Source organism: Dyella sp., assembly GCF_035685885.1.
Classification (GTDB): Bacteria; Pseudomonadota; Gammaproteobacteria; order Xanthomonadales; family Rhodanobacteraceae; genus Dyella.
In genome coordinates this window covers 1-14,915 of sequence record NZ_DASRZX010000132.1, presented here as the reverse complement: position 1 = coordinate 14,915, position 14,915 = coordinate 1, and the positions used below count along the sequence as shown (strand labels likewise).

Here is a 14,915-nt window from a genome sequence, read left to right as displayed (position 1 = left end):
AAGATGGACGAGGTGATCTACGAAGAGTTCAAGGGCACAGGCAACATGGAAGTGCACCTGAGCCGCCGCATCTCCGAGAAGCGCGTCTACCCGGCCATCGACATCAACCGCTCCGGTACCCGCCGCGAAGACCTGCTGATCGAGCCGGACATGCTTTCCAAGATCTGGATCCTGCGCAAGCTGCTGCATCCGATGGACGAGCTGGCCGCCATGGAGTTCATGCTCGACAAAATGAAGAACACCAAGTCCAACGACGAGTTCTTCAATTCGATGAAGCGCTGATCGCTTCGCGCTTCATCCGAACAAAGGCCGCCTCCGGGCGGCCTTTGTCGTTCTTGCCCACGCCCCGCAGCTAGGCTGTTTGGTCTATTTGCATCCGGCCAAGACACGGCACCATGATGTCGTGCCGCCCAGCATTGCCCAGGCCGATACGTCTGCGCGCCTCACGCCGTGATGGCAACGGACGTCCGAATCGCCCTGGTGACCCACTGGAGCGGTTCGACCATGCGCTACCCCTGCCCACCGGCCTGCCTTCGCCAGGCGAGACGTTCCCGCTCTCGACCTTTGTTCGCTCCACGCGTTGCCATGGGCCACGCGGAGCTTGCTACTGACTGACCGACTTCCATCCAGTTCGCGCTCATCTCGCTTCGTCGTATCGACAAGGCATCCCGCGCTCGCCGTGCATTCGTTTGAGTCCAACACCAACAACGGGCCATCGCCCAAGGGAGACCGTCATGAAGAACTCGCTGCTCTGGCTGACCCTCGCTGCAACCCTCGGCGCCGCCGCCAGCAGCATGGCTGCGGACAGCAACAAGACCGTGGTCATGCGTGACTACACCGATGTCGTGGCGCCGGCGGACCAGGCGGCGTATGAGGCAGGCATCAAGGCCTTCAACCAGTGCCTGAGCCAGCATGGTTTCAAATACACCTGGACGGCATGGACGCACGAAACGGGAGACACCTATTCGTACTCGTACACCAGCGATCCCATGCCGTGGGCGGCCTTCGACGCCATGCAGGCCGCAGGCAAGGCCTGCGACACGTCTTTGCGAAACGACGTCAATCCGCATCTCAAGAGTGAGATCAGCGTGTTCATCGAAATGCACCCCGAGCTGAGCCACATGGCCAAGGGCACATCGTTGCAATCCCCGTACATCGAAGTGGTCTACTTCAAGCTCAAGACGGGCCATGAAGCCCACCAGGCCTTCATGGATATCGCCAAGAAAATCGCAGCCGGCACCGAGAAGGCCAAGTGGCCCAACAATTACATGATCGGAGAAATCATGGGAGGCGGTGAAGGCGCGCCCGATTTCGTCGTCGTGCTGCCGTCTAAGTCGTGGGCCGAGGTGGGCAAGGAGCCCGACACGCCGCTATGGGCGGTGATGGAAAACGTCTACGGCAAGGAAGACGCGCAGGCCATGCGCAAGTCGCTCACCGATGCGACGCAGCAAACCAGCTCACACTACGACAGCTTCAACGCCGATCTCACCTATAAGGCCTCGGGCAAGTAACGCGGCGCGGAAAAACAAAGGCCACCGCAGGGTGGCCTTTGTCGTTTGCACACACAGAGAGAATCAGCCCGCCGAACTGCCGGCAAAATCCGTCACCAACGACACGCGGCGGTTGGGCTGGCCCTGGTCGCCGGTGGCGCCTTTCACCACTTGACGGTTGGCGACTTTGCCGTAGCCCACGGCGCGGACCTGGTCGGCGTTGAGGCCGCCGGTCTGGACGAGGTAATCACGCACGGCCTGCGCGCGTTTCAGCGCGAGGCGCTGGTTGTAGCCGGCCGAACCGGACGGATCGGCGAAGCCTTCGGCGGTGATCACCGCGTTGGCATGATGATCATGCATGACCTTGGCGAAATCATTGAGGCGCTGCTTGTCCTCATCGCGCAAGGTGGTCTGGTTGGTGTCGAAATGCGCGATGGTGTCGACACTGATGCGTCCCTGCATGGCGGTGATCTGCGTGTCGTACTGGGCGAACTTCTGATGCATCTCCTGCGTGATGGCATCGATTTCCTGTTGCTGTTTCTGGTCATTGCTACGCAGTTCCGCAATGGTTGCATCGAAGTCGCTCTTCTTGACGTAACCAGTGCAGCCGCTGAGCGCAACGACCAACACACCGACGAATCCGTAACCGATTCGAGAGCCCACGCTTGCCATGTTCTGTCTCCTCTCGTTGGCGATACGCACGCACATGCCCGGGCTGGCAGGCGTCATCGCCACGAAGGAGGCATCCACCCGCGAGGTGGTATGCCTGTTCGCGATACGCAACGACGCTACATGCACGCAACGTAGGACCGCGACCCATTCAGCAGGGCTGCGGTGCACTGGACCATGCGCTGGTGAGATGAAACATCGCGTGAATACCTGCGACTGTTTCCTGAACGAGTGACTAGTAACGGCGCCCCGCCCTGCGGAAGCGGTGCTCCTGCACCCACCACATCGCCACGCCGAAACCGGCGCCAACCATGAGCCAGAACCACGCCGACTGACCGGTGGTCAGGCGCGGATGCGGGATCAAGTAAGTCATGATGACGAACATCGGCAAGCCGTAATACACGACGCCGCTGCGCAATACATAGCGAAGCATGCCGCGTTCGCGCACCTTCGCCCAATGATCGAATTCTCTGGTCTGCATGCATTCTCGCCTGGTCACTGAAAGACCGGTTGGCATGGAACGCATGAGGGTTCCATGCGTTGAATGACCGGCGCGGGGATGCCCGAAATTCTGCCAATCGCCTTCCGGCGAAGGCGAGCCATCTGCGTCCAGGGATGGGTTCCACAGCCATCCTGGACAGGCAACTCTCTCGCGAGCGTGTGCTGCCGGGCAGGAGTGACATTTCGCAAGGCGTTTCAGTCGATATGTTCGATGCCTTCCGGCAGCTTCACCCAGGGATGCATGCACTCTTCGAACACCGAGATGGTCGGCGCAGGAAAATCCGGATAGGCGAAGCCACCGATGGGCACACCGATGAGGCCGTCGACCGAGTCCAGTTGGTAATACACCGTGGCGCCACAGACCGGACAGAAATGGAACGTGGCGTTTTCCCCGGTATCACCGGTTCGCACATAGGCCGTCGCCTGGCCGCGGATGACTACGCTCTCCTCGCGAAAGCGAGCCTGCACGCCGAATACGCTGCCCGTGCGCCGCTGGCACGCATGGCAATGGCAGATGGAAACACGCAACGGCTCCTCCGTGGTGCGCAGCATGAGTTGCCTGCAACTGCAGGTAGCGACGCGCTGTGGCATGGGCGATGGCTCCGGAAGGCGTGGCGACGGCGGCACGCAGCACATCGCAAGATCCGAGTGCCGCAACAGCGTCCATCGTATCGCCGAACACCTCGTCGCGAGCGGCGAACCGCCAGCAACACCCGGCTACCCGGTGATCGCTGCATCCGCTGGAAACCGAGCAACGACGCCAGCAGCGCAGGCGGGTCCATGCATGTGCATGCGCCGCGCGCCCGATGCATGTTACGGTCCAGCTTCCCCGCCACCCCCGGAGTTACTGCTTGACCACGAATCGCTTCCGGCTGACGCTGTTCCTGTTCGCCCTCATCGGCCTTGCCAGCACGCCGCTCGCCGCGCAAACGCTGCGCGTGATGAGTTTCAACGTTCGCGTCCCGGTGCAAGCCGACGGCCCCAATCGCTGGGAGGCGAGGCGCGACATCCTCGTGCGCACCATCCGCGAGGAACATCCCGACGTACTCGGTACGCAGGAGCTGCATCAGGAGCAAGGCGACTACATCGTCAGCAAACTGCCTCAATACGCCTGGTTCGGCATCGACCGCTTCGGCGGCCACAAGGATGAACACATGGGCGTGTTCTATCGCAAGGACCTGCTGCGCGTGAAGGATTCCGGCAGTTTCTGGCTGTCTGACACGCCTGACAAGCCGGGCAGCATCACCTGGGGCCATCCGTATCCGCGCATGGTGACCTGGGCGCTGTTCGAGGAGATCAAGTCGGGCCGCACGTTCTACTACTACAACACGCACCTGCCCTATCAGACCCAGGACGAACCGGCGCGACTCAAGGGTGCGCAGGAGATCCTCTCGCGACTGGCGGCGATGCCCAAGGGTGCGCCCTTCATCCTCACGGGTGATCTGAACACCGACGCCAGCAGCCCCACCTATGCGTTGCTGACCAAGACACTGCAGGATGCGCGTGCGACGGCTCCCAGGGTGGAAGGTCCCGAGAAGACGTTCCACAACTTCACCGGCACGCCGGACCAGCGCATTGACTTCATCATGACGCGCGGCTTCGCCTCCACGTACTACGCCACGGTCACCACGCAACAGGATGGACGCTACCCTTCCGATCACTTCCCTGTAGTGACCGACCTGCGATGGGCAACGCCGCACTGATCAGCCGACGGCCGCGTACGCGCTGTACGCGGCCATCCACCAGAAACACCCGCGCACACCGTCAGCGTCCAACGCGATCGCGCTTGCCACGCATGGCCTTCCTGGCCATGGCGCCGAACTGGCGGCCCATCTCGCGCTGCTCCCGCACGGTGCGTTGTGCATGCGCGGCTTCGCGCAGCAGCTTGCGATAGCTATCGAGGCGCCGCGCATCCAGCACGCCCGCGCTTATCGCGCGAACGACGGCGCACCCGGCATCGTCCTCATGATGGCAATCGCTGAAACGGCACTGCTCGGCCAGTGACGCCACGTCGCCGAACACCTCGTCCAGTTCCGGATTGACAGACGCAAGCCGCAGCTCGCGCATGCCCGGCGTGTCGATCACCCAGGCACCCGACGCCGTGGAAAACATCTCGCGAGCCGTGGTGGTGTGACGACCACGCGCATCGTCCTCCCGGATGCCCGCCGTGTGCTGCGTGTTTTCGCCCAGCAGGCCGTTGGTGATCGTGGACTTGCCCACGCCCGAGGAGCCGACCAGTGCCACGGTGCGGCCAGGCCCCAGCCAGGGCTCGAGTTGGGACACGGAGTGCGCGTCCATGGCATTGAGGGCAACGACGGGAACGCCGATGGCAAGCCCTTCGGCCGTCGCCATGTAACCGCCGATGTCGTCGCAAAGATCGACCTTGGTCAGCACGATCACCGGCGCGATGCCGGCATCGAAGGCGAGCGCGAGATAGCGTTCAAGTCGCGACGGGTTGAAGTCGTCGTTGCACGAGCTCACCACGAACAGCGCATCAAGGTTCGCAGCGATCGGCTGGCATCGACGATCGCCGCCCGCAGCCATGCGCTCGAGCACCGAATGGCGCTCCAGTACACGGAGTACGCGATCGGCCTCGTGCGACACCAATACCCAATCGCCTACCGCGACGCCGCTGCCGGCATCCACGTTGTGCGGCAACACGACAGCGTCTTCGCCACGCGAGGAAAATACGATCAAACCACTACGATGCACGGCCATCACCCGCGCGGGATGACCCGACTCGAAATCGTCGAGCGTCAAATGCTGTGCATAGTCAGGCCGCCAGCCGAGCTGGTGGAGGGAATACGTCAAAGACATGGGAGCACCCTTCAAACAAGGAAACGACGGCCACACGAAACGGGGCCGAACGAGACGCCAGGGTGCGAAGCGAGGGGTGAAACGTGCCGGCAAAAGCCAGCAGGCAATCAGGAGCGCGTCGACCCGGCGGAGGCTGCTGCTACAACAATCATTGTTATTCCCTCCTCATGGTTGCGTTGATGGGACGCGCAGGGTAGCTACGCATGGCGGCACCTGCAAGTGCTGCATTTGGGTTAGGCGTAACGCAATAGGCGCATGTTGCGTGGCCTTGCATGCGCGCCGTCGAGGTCAGGCCGTGCGCTTGCGCACGCGCTTGCCCTGCGGCGCCTCGGGCGCCCTGGCGCTGGATTCGCGTAACTGCAGCGAAAACGGCACCTGCACCAGCAACCCCTTGCCGCGCCCGCGCAGCACTTCCATCAATTGCAGCGCGGCCAGCTTGCCCATGTCGCGGCTGGGTTGGCGAACCGTCGTCAGCGGCGGCCATAGCTGCGTCGCCAGCGGTGTGTCGTCGAATCCGCAGACGGAAAGATCGCGCGGCACCTTGAGCCCGCGCTCATTGGCGGCCCACATCACGCCGGCGGCCATGTCGTCGTTGGCAGCGAAGATCGCGGTTGGTGGTTCCGGCAGGGCAAACAGCTGGCGTGCGGCGATCACGCCAGAGCCGAAGGTGAATTCGCCCTGCGCCACGTATTGCGGCTCGAACGGCAAGCCAGCCTCATTGAGCGCTGCCTTGTAGCCATTGAGGCGCCAGCGGCTTGCACCATGGTTGGTGAAGCCCGCGATGTAGGCAATGCGGCGATGCCCCAGATCCACCAGGTGATGCACCAGCGTCTTGGCGGCCTGCTGTTCGTCCATGCATACGCCAATGGCGTCATGGTGATGCACGGGCGAAATGCTCGCGTGCGGCACGCCATGTTCCTGCAGGCGCTTGAGCAGCGGCTCATAGTCCGTCAGCGGCGGCGTCACGATCACGCCATCGATGTGATGATCGGACACCAGCGCGTCGACGCGGCGGATGAAATCACGATCGCTCACGCGCAGCGGGCAGACCATCATGCTGTAGCGATGCGCATCGCATACATCCAGCACACCATCCTGGATTTCCGCCAGATAGGTCGAAGCCGGGTTGTCGTTGTTGTCGTAGAGCATCGCCACGAGGAACGAACGGCTACCCGCCAGGCCCCGCGCCGAAGGGCTGGGTCGATAGTTCATCGACTCCATCGCCGCCAGCACCTTCTGGCGCGTGGATTCCTTGACCGATGGTTCTTCGTTGAGCACGCGGGATACCGTCTTCGGCGAGACGCCCGTCGCGCGCGCTACATCTTCCAGGCGTACCCGCATGTCTTCTCCCGGCCGTGCCAAGCTGCCGGATGACTATGCCTCCCGGGCCGGGGCCTTACAAGAAGCCATGCAGACGCACGCCGGCCGGGCGCTCCAGCGATCGAGGTCCGCCGACCCGTGGGCACGGGCTGCCTTGGGAACCGACGCCCACGGGCTGCGCCAACGGCGTCTGAGGAATGAAGGTCAGGCCGGCACCGTCTCGCAAATTTCCGCTGTCTTGACCGGCCACGGATCCGCCCAGGCCGGGATGCGATCCAGGCCATCCAGCCAGCGCACGATGTTCGGATAATCGTCCAGCGGCATTTCCGAGCGGCGCCATTCGCACGCCATGGCCGCGAGCTGGAAGTCGGCGATGGTCAGCCGTCCGCACGCCACGAAATCCTGCCCCTTCAGATGGCCATCCAGAACGGCGGCGAGCTTCCCAAACTCGGGAAGCATCGCGACCATCTCCGTGCGATCCGGCGGACCGAGCTGGAAGGTCTGCTTGACCACGAATTCGAAATAGAACGGACCGACGGCGCGCGCCCAGTGGTTGTCGTTCCACGACAGCCAGCGAATGATCTCCACCTGCTCCGCTGCGTTGTGCACCGGCCACATGTCCGAGCCTGCCTTGACGCACAGATAGGCGTTGATGGCCGACGACTCCCACAGCACGAAGTCGCCATCCACCAGCGTCGGCGCCTTGCCGTTGGGGTTGAGTGCCAGGTACTCGGGCGTCCTGAGGCCCTTGGCCTTCAGGTCGACCTCCACACACTCCGCATCGATCCCGAGATGCTTCACCAGCGCCAGCACGCGCCGCGGCGCCTGGGCCTTGATCCAGTAGATTTTCATGTCCGTCCTCCGAGCGTGGGCCGTTTCCGGTGGCCGAGCTTACGCGGCGGCAAAATATGTTAAAGAACATATTCTAGCGGCCTGCTATACCTGATCCCCGGAGGTTCGCAGTCATGCCTTACAGCCCAGAGCACAAGGTCCAGACACGCGCACGCGTGGTGGAATCCGCCCGCCGCCTGTTCAATCGCCATGGTTTCGAACAGGTCACCATCGACCAGGTGATGGCTTCAGCCGGACTCACGCGCGGCGCGTTCTACCATCACTTCGACAGCAAGGACGAGCTGTACGCCGCCGCTGTCGCCAGCTTTGAAAGCTGCAATCCGTTCGCCGTAAAGACAGCCAACTCGACGCATCCCATCGATGACCCGAGGCAGATGGCGGGCATGTTGATCGACCTCTACCTCAGCGACGAGGTGCTGGACAACATCGACCTGCATTGCCCGCTCTACGCGCTTCCTTCCGACGTGGCGCGGGCCGGCCTGGAACCTCAGCAGGCGTATACCGACCTGATGCGCGGAATGCGCCACGTGTACCTCTGCGCACTGGCCGGCGAGCGCGATGCCGATCGTCGCGCGGAAGCCATGGTTGCCCTGTGCGTAGGCGGCATGGTGCTGGCACGGACCACCAACGATCCCGAGCTGCGCAAGTCGCTGAGGGAATCGGCACGGCATCAGGCGCTGGCGCTGGCGCTGCTGGAGCGGGATTAGGGTGTGCAACATCAAGCTCGACGTGACGCACTGTCGTTCGCGTGAATCGACAAGGCTGGCAACGGAAGAAGAGCTTCACCGAAGCAAGGCTGGGGCGATATTGAAGCGGGAGCCGCCACAGAGCCTGACGTCATTCCCGCGAAGGCGCGAATGACGCTTCCTGAGGTCTGCCGCTTCCGACGACGCTTCGTCCGCGCGGCTCTTTTCTTCCTTTGAGATCCTATCAATCCAAGCCGCCTGCCATCAAAGGCCGATGCAGCCGCGCAACGTGAACGGCCGCAACGTCGCAAATTCCCGCCTTCACCAAAATCGGGCAGACTCTGCGCGGGCGCCAGCGCGCTTCCATCCAGCGGGAGAGGGTAATGACCGAAGCAACCGAAGAGCGCAAGCCGTGTCCCGTATGCGGCGAGTCCATCATGGCCATCGCCAGGAAGTGCCGGTTCTGCGGCACGGATCTGGAGGCCTTTCAGTCGGCGCGCGAAGCCACCGTCGAGAAGGTACTTTTCCAGGGACATCCGGCCACGTTCCATAGCTTCGGCCAATACGTGATAGCCGTGCTGACGCTGGGCATTGGGGCGTTGGTCTACTGGCTGCACAGCGTTTCGGTCAGCTACACCATCACCACGCAGCGCATACGCGTGGAGCGCGGCCTGCTGTCGAAGAAGCAGGACAACCTGGAACTCTTCCGCGTCGACCATTTCGACCTGGAGAAGCCGCTCGGCATGCGGCTGCTCGGGCAGTGCCTGTTGTGCATGCACTCCTCGGACCGGGACATGCCATCCGTGCGCCTCTATGGCATTCCGGGGCTGGAAAGCATGGCGGACACCCTGCGTGACTGTTCGCTGCGCGAGCGCGCACGCCGGCGCGTGCTGCCTGTCGAGAACATGTGATCCTGGAACGTCCGCTGCACGGATAACCGAGGAGAGGGGCGCCATGCGCTCCTTCTTCTCTTTGGCGCGCGCGCTTTCAGCCATCCGTTCCGCAGCGCAAGCGATGAACGGCACCCGGCATCGCGGTGCTCGACCCGCAGGAAAATGACGGCGCCAGACCAACTCACCTGCGAGGCCAGCCTCGTCACGTTCCGCCAGGCCACCAAGCCAACACCACCCGCCTATTTCGCCAACGGGCCGGCGTCGAACCTCTGCTGCAGCACGCTTGAAAGCTCGCCTGCATCATCCCACTCGATGGATGGACGTTCGCAGTAGCTCTTGGCCTGATCGCCGAGCCAGTTCTCGTAGCCGGACGTCTTGATCGTGATGAAAGGCGTCCACGCGGCCTTTCCTGCCGAGGACGCCGGCGCGTATTCACCGCACAGGAAGTACTGCTTCGCGCCATCGGCCGCGCTGACGTGCCCAAGACGTACATGGCGAAACTGGACTGGCGCCGGCGTGCTGTGCGCGTGGAAATCGGCAGCCGCCGAGTCGATCAGGTATTGCGTGGGCGCCGACGGCCCCGCCGCCCCAGGGATCAGGAGCCATGTGGCCGGCAGTGCTTTCATGTCGCTTCCTCCCCAGGGTGGATATTCACCCTATGGATCGCGCGGGAATACAAAACAAGCCTGCTACATGCCAGGAATCGGCAGGCACTCCATGATCTCGATGGAGTCGCCGGGGAAGATCGTGAAATGCGGATGGCCCTCGAACAACTTGGCCGCCGCTTCCTGCGATTCGGCGCGTACCACGGTGTATGCCGTGAGGTTGTTGCGCGTGCTCTCGATGCCACCCTTTGAAGTGCGCAAGGTCTTGCCCAACGGTGCACCGATGTCGACGATGGAACTCTTGTGGGTCTCCACCCAGTTGCCCCACGCCTGGATGCCTTCCTGCTCGCGCTTCTTGCGCGCATCCTCGCTCAGCGCATCCCACCCGGATGCCTTGAACGATGCGTCATTGCCGAGATAGACCGCCAGAAAGTTCTTCATGGTTCACTCCTCGCCAGGGATGTCGATGGGGTCGAGCGGTGGTCGCCTTTTCCAGCGCGCGTTGCCGCTGATATCCGAGCTTACGCCCCGGCAAAATATGTTAAAGAACATATTCTGGATGCCAAAGCGTGATGCTCAGGCCTCATCCTTGGGGAGGTTCGCCTCGATCCAGCGAGTGATGAACTCATCGAGTGGCGTGCGTGGGGCCACTTCGATACCGGCATCGCGCACGAAGGCACTAGCCGCCTTGATCAACGATTGGCGAGCCACATTGGTGGCCTGTCGCGCCGCTGCCTGGCTTTGGCGCAACTGCACGATATGCGCCGAGGGTTTTCCCGGTTTGGCGAACTTCTGGTAAAGCCGCAGCTCATCGGCAACCTGCGTGGTATCGAAGGCTGCCTGCAACGTGGCCTTGCGGGCCTTAAGCAGCAGGATGAGCGACGCCATGGCCTTTGCACGCGACTCACCCGCGCCAGCCAGCAGGCGCTCGACTGAAGGAGAAAGTGACGACGCCTCCGTCGCATGTTCACCGCCGGACTGCTCCAGCTGGGCGAGCAGGTCGGCGTAGGGAAAACGCATGGACGCCATCATCGGAAACAACACCTTCTTGTGGCCGGCACGATGCATGCCTCGCGTTGAACCACCTCACCACCCACCATTACGCTCAACCCAATTCGTTGCCACGGCGCTGGTGGATGCCTAGCTCCGGCGCCAGTTCGCGCATGGCTTCGGTATCACGCGACAACGCCATCCAACCTGCGACGCTGTCGTCATCCGTATCGCGCACCCATAAGGTGTAACCGTGTGGGGCAAGGTTGTCGTAGGCGATGCCGATCAAGTCGGCCGCGTCGATGTCCGCGTGGAAGTCATCCTCGTTCGGATCACCATCCCAATCGATCGAAAGGTTCCAGCGCGCTGCCAGTTCTTCTATCGCCTGCACCAGGGCACGCGTGTCCTCGGCATCCACGTGGAATGCAGAGCGCCAATCAGCCACCTGCCCCACCACCTGCGCCACGTCGACCTCTTCCGGTGGCGTGTCGCCCACCGCATCGCGATAGGCCGCGAACTGCTGGAACGCCGACTCGTCGTCACCCGGATTGATCAACAGAAACAGCTGCCAGACATAGGCGTCCGGCGAATCATCGTCTTCGTCGAAGTGATGGCCAGATTCGAAGTCTTCGTCGGAGGTGTGCATGGCGGGCTACCGGGAGTCGAAGGGGAATGATCGCCCCTGGCGAGCGCATTGCAAAGCTTTTTGCTGCCGCCCACGGCTCACGCGTGCCGATAAGCCTCGCGATGCTTCACTCGCCCATGGCGGCGCGAAGCACGGAACACCGAAAAGCGGAGCGGCCCTCAATTCGGATCGTCATCAATTTCCCGCCCGTTGATCTTCTGCAGCGGCCGGTGGTTATCGGGGAACAACTTCGAGAACGAGGCGATCTGCTCCTTGGACATCTGGATGGGATGGGACAGCACGACCCATTGCACGCCCTCGGTACACGGAGGCGTGGTCAGCGAGCCACGATAGACAAAAGCCTCGTGGTTGCCGGGAAGCACGGACGCCAGGTCTACGGGTATCGCCTTGCTGGCATGGTCCGGCCCGTTTCTCGACTTGGCAGGAAGGCTGTGAAACACGGGCGCAAGGCTTTCGTTTTCGCTACCCAGCTTGACCATCACGCCGACAACCAGCACTCGCTTGTGGGCATCGTCATTCACAAAGTGGATTTCCAGCGGAAACCGCGTTCCGTCCGTCGTGTGCTCGCTGGGCGAATGAAAATGGAACTGCGCCAGCCGGTAGGTATCACCATCGAACACCACTGTGTCCTTGGCATCGCTGACATTGGCCTGGACCGTGTGCCCGTTGTTGACCAGCGCCACATCGCCCTTCTCATAGTCGATGTTGAACTCGCCCGCCTTGCCCTTCTTGGCGTCCCGCGACTCAAGGTCGATGGGCGACTGTGCCTTGCCGTTGCCGCACGTGGTGAATTGGGCATCCATCGCCGACCAGCGCGTCGGACCCGACTCGCCGGAGTAAGACCAATGATGTGGCGTAGCGTCGATATCCGACGCCAGTGGCAACGCCAGGGCGCCCACCGACGCCACCGTGACCGAGACGGCGGCCAAACCTGCGAGATGCCGTTTGGAAGTCTGCATGACCATCCCCAAAGACGCTGCGCCAAGCCCATGGGACTCGGCCACGTCGGGCATGCCGGTTGAAGCACGGACATACCAACGTGGCTCCCTTGCCGCCGACGCCGGCTCCCTCCTATGGACACGGGTCAGCTCCGGAATTTTCGCGCCCGGCGCCTTGTGCTCGCGTGAAGAAATGGCTTCTCGGCAAGCGAGCCGCCGAGTTTCGCGCACCACTTGTCGACAACGGGCGCTGCGCGCTTTTTGCTGCTGTGATCGGCAGCGCTCAGGGCAAAGCCGCACTCGACGAAGCCGCTGGCGTCGCGACCTCGGCAGCAGCGCGCTGGGGTGTATCGAGCGGGCACCATGTCTTGAGGCGCTTGCCCGCGCGGAACAGATCGATGCATTCACGCATCTCGGCCTTGAAGGCGAGATCAGGCGTGTTCACCGGGCACCCGGCCGACAGTGGCTGCTCCGACTTGTATTCAGCGATACAGCTCTCGAGTGATGGCCCCTTGGGCGGATTCGGATTGTCGGCCAGGGGCGCCGGCGGCAGGTTGAGGCGCTCGTCGCGATCCATGGGTGAAGCGGGCGGAGGCGGCGCGGCGCATAGCAGGTTGGTGGCGGTACTGCTCTTGGCGGGATCGCAGACGCTTTTGGCGATCTCCTTGAGCGCATCGCCGATATGGCGACCCACCGCGCCCCCGGCCGTTTCATTCGGTGGCGGGAAATATTTCTCGAAGCGCGTGGCCTTGTACTGCATGCGGTTGCTGTCGTGCTGCATGATCTGACGATCGTCCGCAGGCTTGGCCGGTTCGGCCTTGGCGCTTGCCGTGGCCGGGGCGGGCTCCGTCGTCGTCGGCACGTGCACCAACAAGTTTGTGACGGACGGCGTGGCCACGGATGCTGCCGGCGCAGGTGTCGCTTCGTGATCCTGCACGACCATGGCGTCACGGCGGGGCTTCTCGTGCGTCATTGGACTAGCGGGAGCGGTCGCGACCGGTCGCGGCGGCACCGGTTTCCCGGGCAGTGCGGCTGGCTCAGTCGGCTGCACGGCACGTGGCTCGCTGGGGCGATCGATCAAACGCACGATCAACGCGCGATCGCTGTCGACAGCCTGCTCCGCCCGATGCCGCGAACCGGGCCGCATCTCGTACCACAGCGCCAGCGCAAACAGTGCGTGCAATACACAAACAAAAGTCAGCGCGAGCACCAACGCCGGGCGTGTCAGTGGCGGCTGTCGCCAGCGCCTGCGACCCAAGGTCTCCCGCGTCTCGCTGTCGAGTAATGCCAGGCCGCGCGCACTATCGCCTTCCTGTCGATGTCGGACCTGCCCAGAACGTTCCACGACACTGCCTCATGCAAGCGAATTACCCCGGCGAAAACCTGCGCATATCGTCGGCGCGTGTTGAGGCGAGCTACGGTAGACAGGTTGTTTCAGTGAGGGTTCCCGCGATCGGGAGGCAAACCAGAGAGAACGCAGATAGTCGTCACGCAGCTATGGAGCCATTTCCGTCTTCTCGAAAGAAATAGCGGAAACCACGCTCTGCCCTGACTTACCGTCTAGCAGAGCGCAGGCCACCGCTTTACTCTTGTCGGAACAAGGGGAGAGCTATGGATTCGGCGATACTGACCTTTGCTGCACTGAATGCGCGCATTGATGCCCTGCCTGATCATGAAAGCTTGTCAGTCGCACCGAGCAGGCGGCAGCGATGGGGTTACATCATCGGATTCGGTGCAGGTTTTATTGGCCTGCTTGCGGCCAAGCTATTCCCCAACTCCAAGGTCGCACTGGGCTTTGCGGCCGTGATGCTGGTGGTGGAAGTCTGTGGTCTGCTTCTTGCGGTCACCCCACGTGGGCCGTGGACGCGACGGAGGCTGCCTGGTTTCGCAACAGAGCGCCGTGATTTTGCCGAGCAGCTCGACTTTGATCTCTACCACTATGAGCAGATTATCGCGTGGCTCGTCTCATTTCCCAAAGAGCGGCTAGAGGCCATGGCGCAATATGCCACGCAGCGACATGAGAGCTTAAAGGACAAGCATCCACTTATTTCGGGAGGGCTTGAAAAGCTGGGTGCCCTTCCCCTGGCTGCCGTGCTATTCCTGCAATTCAAAGATCTTCACTGGCCGCCCCAACCTACGTGGCCTGAATTCCTACTCGGCGTAGCCTTGGTTTCGCTGTACTGGGGCAGCCTGCTGCTCGTTAGCGTTCGCTTTCGCACGCAACTGTTTGCATTGCTGTTAACTGAAGCGGCGAAATCGGCGACTGATCTTCGTCGCAGTGGGAACGTTGCTGAAACGGCTTGAGCACTCGGCCAAAAAAATGGCGCGGGGTTACTTCTGAACGCGGCGAAGTTTCACCTGTCTTTTTCAGCAGCCGCCCATGGTGGCACTGGCGTTACCTACTCCGCAGCCGGAACGTTCTGCCGATGCTGCAAGTGCTCCATTGGCGCCTGCTCCTTCACCCCTTCAAGGCGCCGCTGCCACGCAAGGTGTTCCGGTGATTCGGAC

Annotated in this window: 17 protein-coding genes and 1 pseudogene; 6 read left to right on the top strand and 12 right to left on the bottom strand. The window is 62.5% G+C overall.

Annotation, left to right across the window (positions count from 1 at the left end):
• Nucleotides 1-282 (top strand): annotated as a pseudogene (locus tag VFG49_RS15005) (transcription termination factor Rho); the annotation flags it as partial.
• Between the two features lie 452 nt (nt 283-734).
• Nucleotides 735-1,511 (top strand): hypothetical protein, encoded by a 777-nt coding sequence (locus tag VFG49_RS15000; protein WP_324861915.1) that lies wholly within the window; start codon nt 735-737, stop codon nt 1,509-1,511.
• Between the two features lie 63 nt (nt 1,512-1,574).
• Here VFG49_RS15000 and VFG49_RS14995 read toward each other — a convergent pair whose 3' ends face one another.
• From VFG49_RS14995 to VFG49_RS14985, 3 genes are all read right to left on the bottom strand, one after another.
• A complete protein-coding gene (locus tag VFG49_RS14995) occupies nt 1,575-2,162 on the bottom strand; it encodes an OmpA family protein (protein ID WP_324861913.1) in 588 nt (195 codons plus the stop codon).
• A gap of 232 nt (nt 2,163-2,394) precedes the next feature.
• Entirely contained in the window at nt 2,395-2,640 is a 246-nt protein-coding gene (locus VFG49_RS14990; protein WP_324861911.1) for a hypothetical protein, read from the bottom strand.
• 215 nt (nt 2,641-2,855) lie between these two features.
• Nucleotides 2,856-3,212 (bottom strand): GFA family protein, encoded by a 357-nt coding sequence (locus tag VFG49_RS14985; RefSeq protein WP_324861909.1) that lies wholly within the window; start codon nt 3,210-3,212, stop codon nt 2,856-2,858.
• Between the two features lie 254 nt (nt 3,213-3,466).
• Here VFG49_RS14985 and VFG49_RS14980 point away from each other — a divergent pair, with 254 nt between their 5' ends.
• On the top strand, nt 3,467-4,363 hold the full coding sequence (locus VFG49_RS14980) for an endonuclease/exonuclease/phosphatase family protein (protein WP_414649146.1): 897 nt from the start codon (nt 3,467-3,469) through the stop codon (nt 4,361-4,363).
• 61 nt (nt 4,364-4,424) lie between these two features.
• On the opposite strand, the gene rsgA is transcribed toward VFG49_RS14980, so the two are convergent.
• The 3 genes from rsgA to VFG49_RS14965 form a co-directional block, all read right to left on the bottom strand.
• The gene (gene rsgA / locus VFG49_RS14975; protein ID WP_324861905.1) at nt 4,425-5,477 is read right to left on the bottom strand and encodes a ribosome small subunit-dependent GTPase A; all 1,053 of its coding nucleotides are present in this window, start codon (nt 5,475-5,477) and stop codon (nt 4,425-4,427) included.
• 288 nt (nt 5,478-5,765) lie between these two features.
• Nucleotides 5,766-6,818 carry a LacI family DNA-binding transcriptional regulator gene (locus VFG49_RS14970; protein ID WP_324861903.1) on the bottom strand — a complete coding sequence of 351 codons (1,053 nt, stop codon included), beginning with the start codon at nt 6,816-6,818 and terminating at the stop codon, nt 5,766-5,768.
• A gap of 183 nt (nt 6,819-7,001) precedes the next feature.
• Complete coding sequence (locus VFG49_RS14965) at nt 7,002-7,649, bottom strand: glutathione S-transferase family protein (protein ID WP_324861901.1); 648 nt, start codon at nt 7,647-7,649, stop codon at nt 7,002-7,004.
• A gap of 113 nt (nt 7,650-7,762) precedes the next feature.
• Here VFG49_RS14965 and VFG49_RS14960 point away from each other — a divergent pair, with 113 nt between their 5' ends.
• Nucleotides 7,763-8,356: a helix-turn-helix domain-containing protein gene (locus tag VFG49_RS14960; protein ID WP_324861899.1), complete on the top strand. Its 594-nt coding sequence runs from the start codon at nt 7,763-7,765 to the stop codon at nt 8,354-8,356.
• 362 nt (nt 8,357-8,718) lie between these two features.
• Nucleotides 8,719-9,246: a PH domain-containing protein gene (locus VFG49_RS14955; protein WP_324861897.1), complete on the top strand. Its 528-nt coding sequence runs from the start codon at nt 8,719-8,721 to the stop codon at nt 9,244-9,246.
• 221 nt (nt 9,247-9,467) lie between these two features.
• Here the strand turns inward: VFG49_RS14955 and VFG49_RS14950 are convergent, their stop codons facing one another.
• From VFG49_RS14950 to VFG49_RS14925, 6 genes are all read right to left on the bottom strand, one after another.
• Complete coding sequence (locus tag VFG49_RS14950; protein WP_324861895.1) at nt 9,468-9,854, bottom strand: hypothetical protein; 387 nt, start codon at nt 9,852-9,854, stop codon at nt 9,468-9,470.
• Nucleotides 9,855-9,917: 63 nt separating this feature from the next.
• Nucleotides 9,918-10,274 (bottom strand): hypothetical protein, encoded by a 357-nt coding sequence (locus VFG49_RS14945; RefSeq protein ID WP_324861893.1) that lies wholly within the window; start codon nt 10,272-10,274, stop codon nt 9,918-9,920.
• Nucleotides 10,275-10,409: 135 nt separating this feature from the next.
• A complete protein-coding gene (locus VFG49_RS14940; RefSeq protein ID WP_324861891.1) occupies nt 10,410-10,853 on the bottom strand; it encodes a hypothetical protein in 444 nt (147 codons plus the stop codon).
• Between the two features lie 85 nt (nt 10,854-10,938).
• Entirely contained in the window at nt 10,939-11,469 is a 531-nt protein-coding gene (locus tag VFG49_RS14935) for a DUF6630 family protein (RefSeq protein ID WP_324861889.1), read from the bottom strand.
• Between the two features lie 158 nt (nt 11,470-11,627).
• Nucleotides 11,628-12,428, bottom strand: a complete 801-nt coding sequence (locus VFG49_RS14930) for a carbonic anhydrase family protein (RefSeq protein WP_324861887.1) — start codon at nt 12,426-12,428, stop codon at nt 11,628-11,630.
• 262 nt (nt 12,429-12,690) lie between these two features.
• A complete protein-coding gene (locus tag VFG49_RS14925; RefSeq protein WP_324861885.1) occupies nt 12,691-13,752 on the bottom strand; it encodes a hypothetical protein in 1,062 nt (353 codons plus the stop codon).
• A 266-nt stretch (nt 13,753-14,018) separates the two neighbouring features.
• Here VFG49_RS14925 and VFG49_RS14920 point away from each other — a divergent pair, with 266 nt between their 5' ends.
• On the top strand, nt 14,019-14,711 hold the full coding sequence (locus VFG49_RS14920; RefSeq protein WP_324861883.1) for a hypothetical protein: 693 nt from the start codon (nt 14,019-14,021) through the stop codon (nt 14,709-14,711).
• The last annotated feature ends 204 nt before the right edge of the window (nt 14,712-14,915 follow it).

What these genes read in the sequence shown, in the direction of transcription:
- VFG49_RS15000 (WP_324861915.1), top strand. Translation starts at nt 735, where the DNA reads ATGAAGAACTCGCTGCTCTGGCTGACCCTCGCTGCAACCCTCGGCGCC.
- VFG49_RS14995 (WP_324861913.1), bottom strand. Translation starts at nt 2,162, where the DNA reads ATGGCAAGCGTGGGCTCTCGAATCGGTTACGGATTCGTCGGTGTGTTG.
- VFG49_RS14990 (WP_324861911.1), bottom strand. Translation starts at nt 2,640, where the DNA reads ATGCAGACCAGAGAATTCGATCATTGGGCGAAGGTGCGCGAACGCGGC.
- VFG49_RS14985 (WP_324861909.1), bottom strand. Translation starts at nt 3,212, where the DNA reads ATGCTGCGCACCACGGAGGAGCCGTTGCGTGTTTCCATCTGCCATTGC.
- VFG49_RS14980 (WP_414649146.1), top strand. Translation starts at nt 3,467, where the DNA reads ATGCATGTTACGGTCCAGCTTCCCCGCCACCCCCGGAGTTACTGCTTG.
- rsgA (WP_324861905.1), bottom strand. Translation starts at nt 5,477, where the DNA reads ATGTCTTTGACGTATTCCCTCCACCAGCTCGGCTGGCGGCCTGACTAT.
- VFG49_RS14970 (WP_324861903.1), bottom strand. Translation starts at nt 6,818, where the DNA reads ATGCGGGTACGCCTGGAAGATGTAGCGCGCGCGACGGGCGTCTCGCCG.
- VFG49_RS14965 (WP_324861901.1), bottom strand. Translation starts at nt 7,649, where the DNA reads ATGAAAATCTACTGGATCAAGGCCCAGGCGCCGCGGCGCGTGCTGGCG.
- VFG49_RS14960 (WP_324861899.1), top strand. Translation starts at nt 7,763, where the DNA reads ATGCCTTACAGCCCAGAGCACAAGGTCCAGACACGCGCACGCGTGGTG.
- VFG49_RS14955 (WP_324861897.1), top strand. Translation starts at nt 8,719, where the DNA reads ATGACCGAAGCAACCGAAGAGCGCAAGCCGTGTCCCGTATGCGGCGAG.
- VFG49_RS14950 (WP_324861895.1), bottom strand. Translation starts at nt 9,854, where the DNA reads ATGAAAGCACTGCCGGCCACATGGCTCCTGATCCCTGGGGCGGCGGGG.
- VFG49_RS14945 (WP_324861893.1), bottom strand. Translation starts at nt 10,274, where the DNA reads ATGAAGAACTTTCTGGCGGTCTATCTCGGCAATGACGCATCGTTCAAG.
- VFG49_RS14940 (WP_324861891.1), bottom strand. Translation starts at nt 10,853, where the DNA reads ATGCGTTTTCCCTACGCCGACCTGCTCGCCCAGCTGGAGCAGTCCGGC.
- VFG49_RS14935 (WP_324861889.1), bottom strand. Translation starts at nt 11,469, where the DNA reads ATGCACACCTCCGACGAAGACTTCGAATCTGGCCATCACTTCGACGAA.
- VFG49_RS14930 (WP_324861887.1), bottom strand. Translation starts at nt 12,428, where the DNA reads ATGCAGACTTCCAAACGGCATCTCGCAGGTTTGGCCGCCGTCTCGGTC.
- VFG49_RS14920 (WP_324861883.1), top strand. Translation starts at nt 14,019, where the DNA reads ATGGATTCGGCGATACTGACCTTTGCTGCACTGAATGCGCGCATTGAT.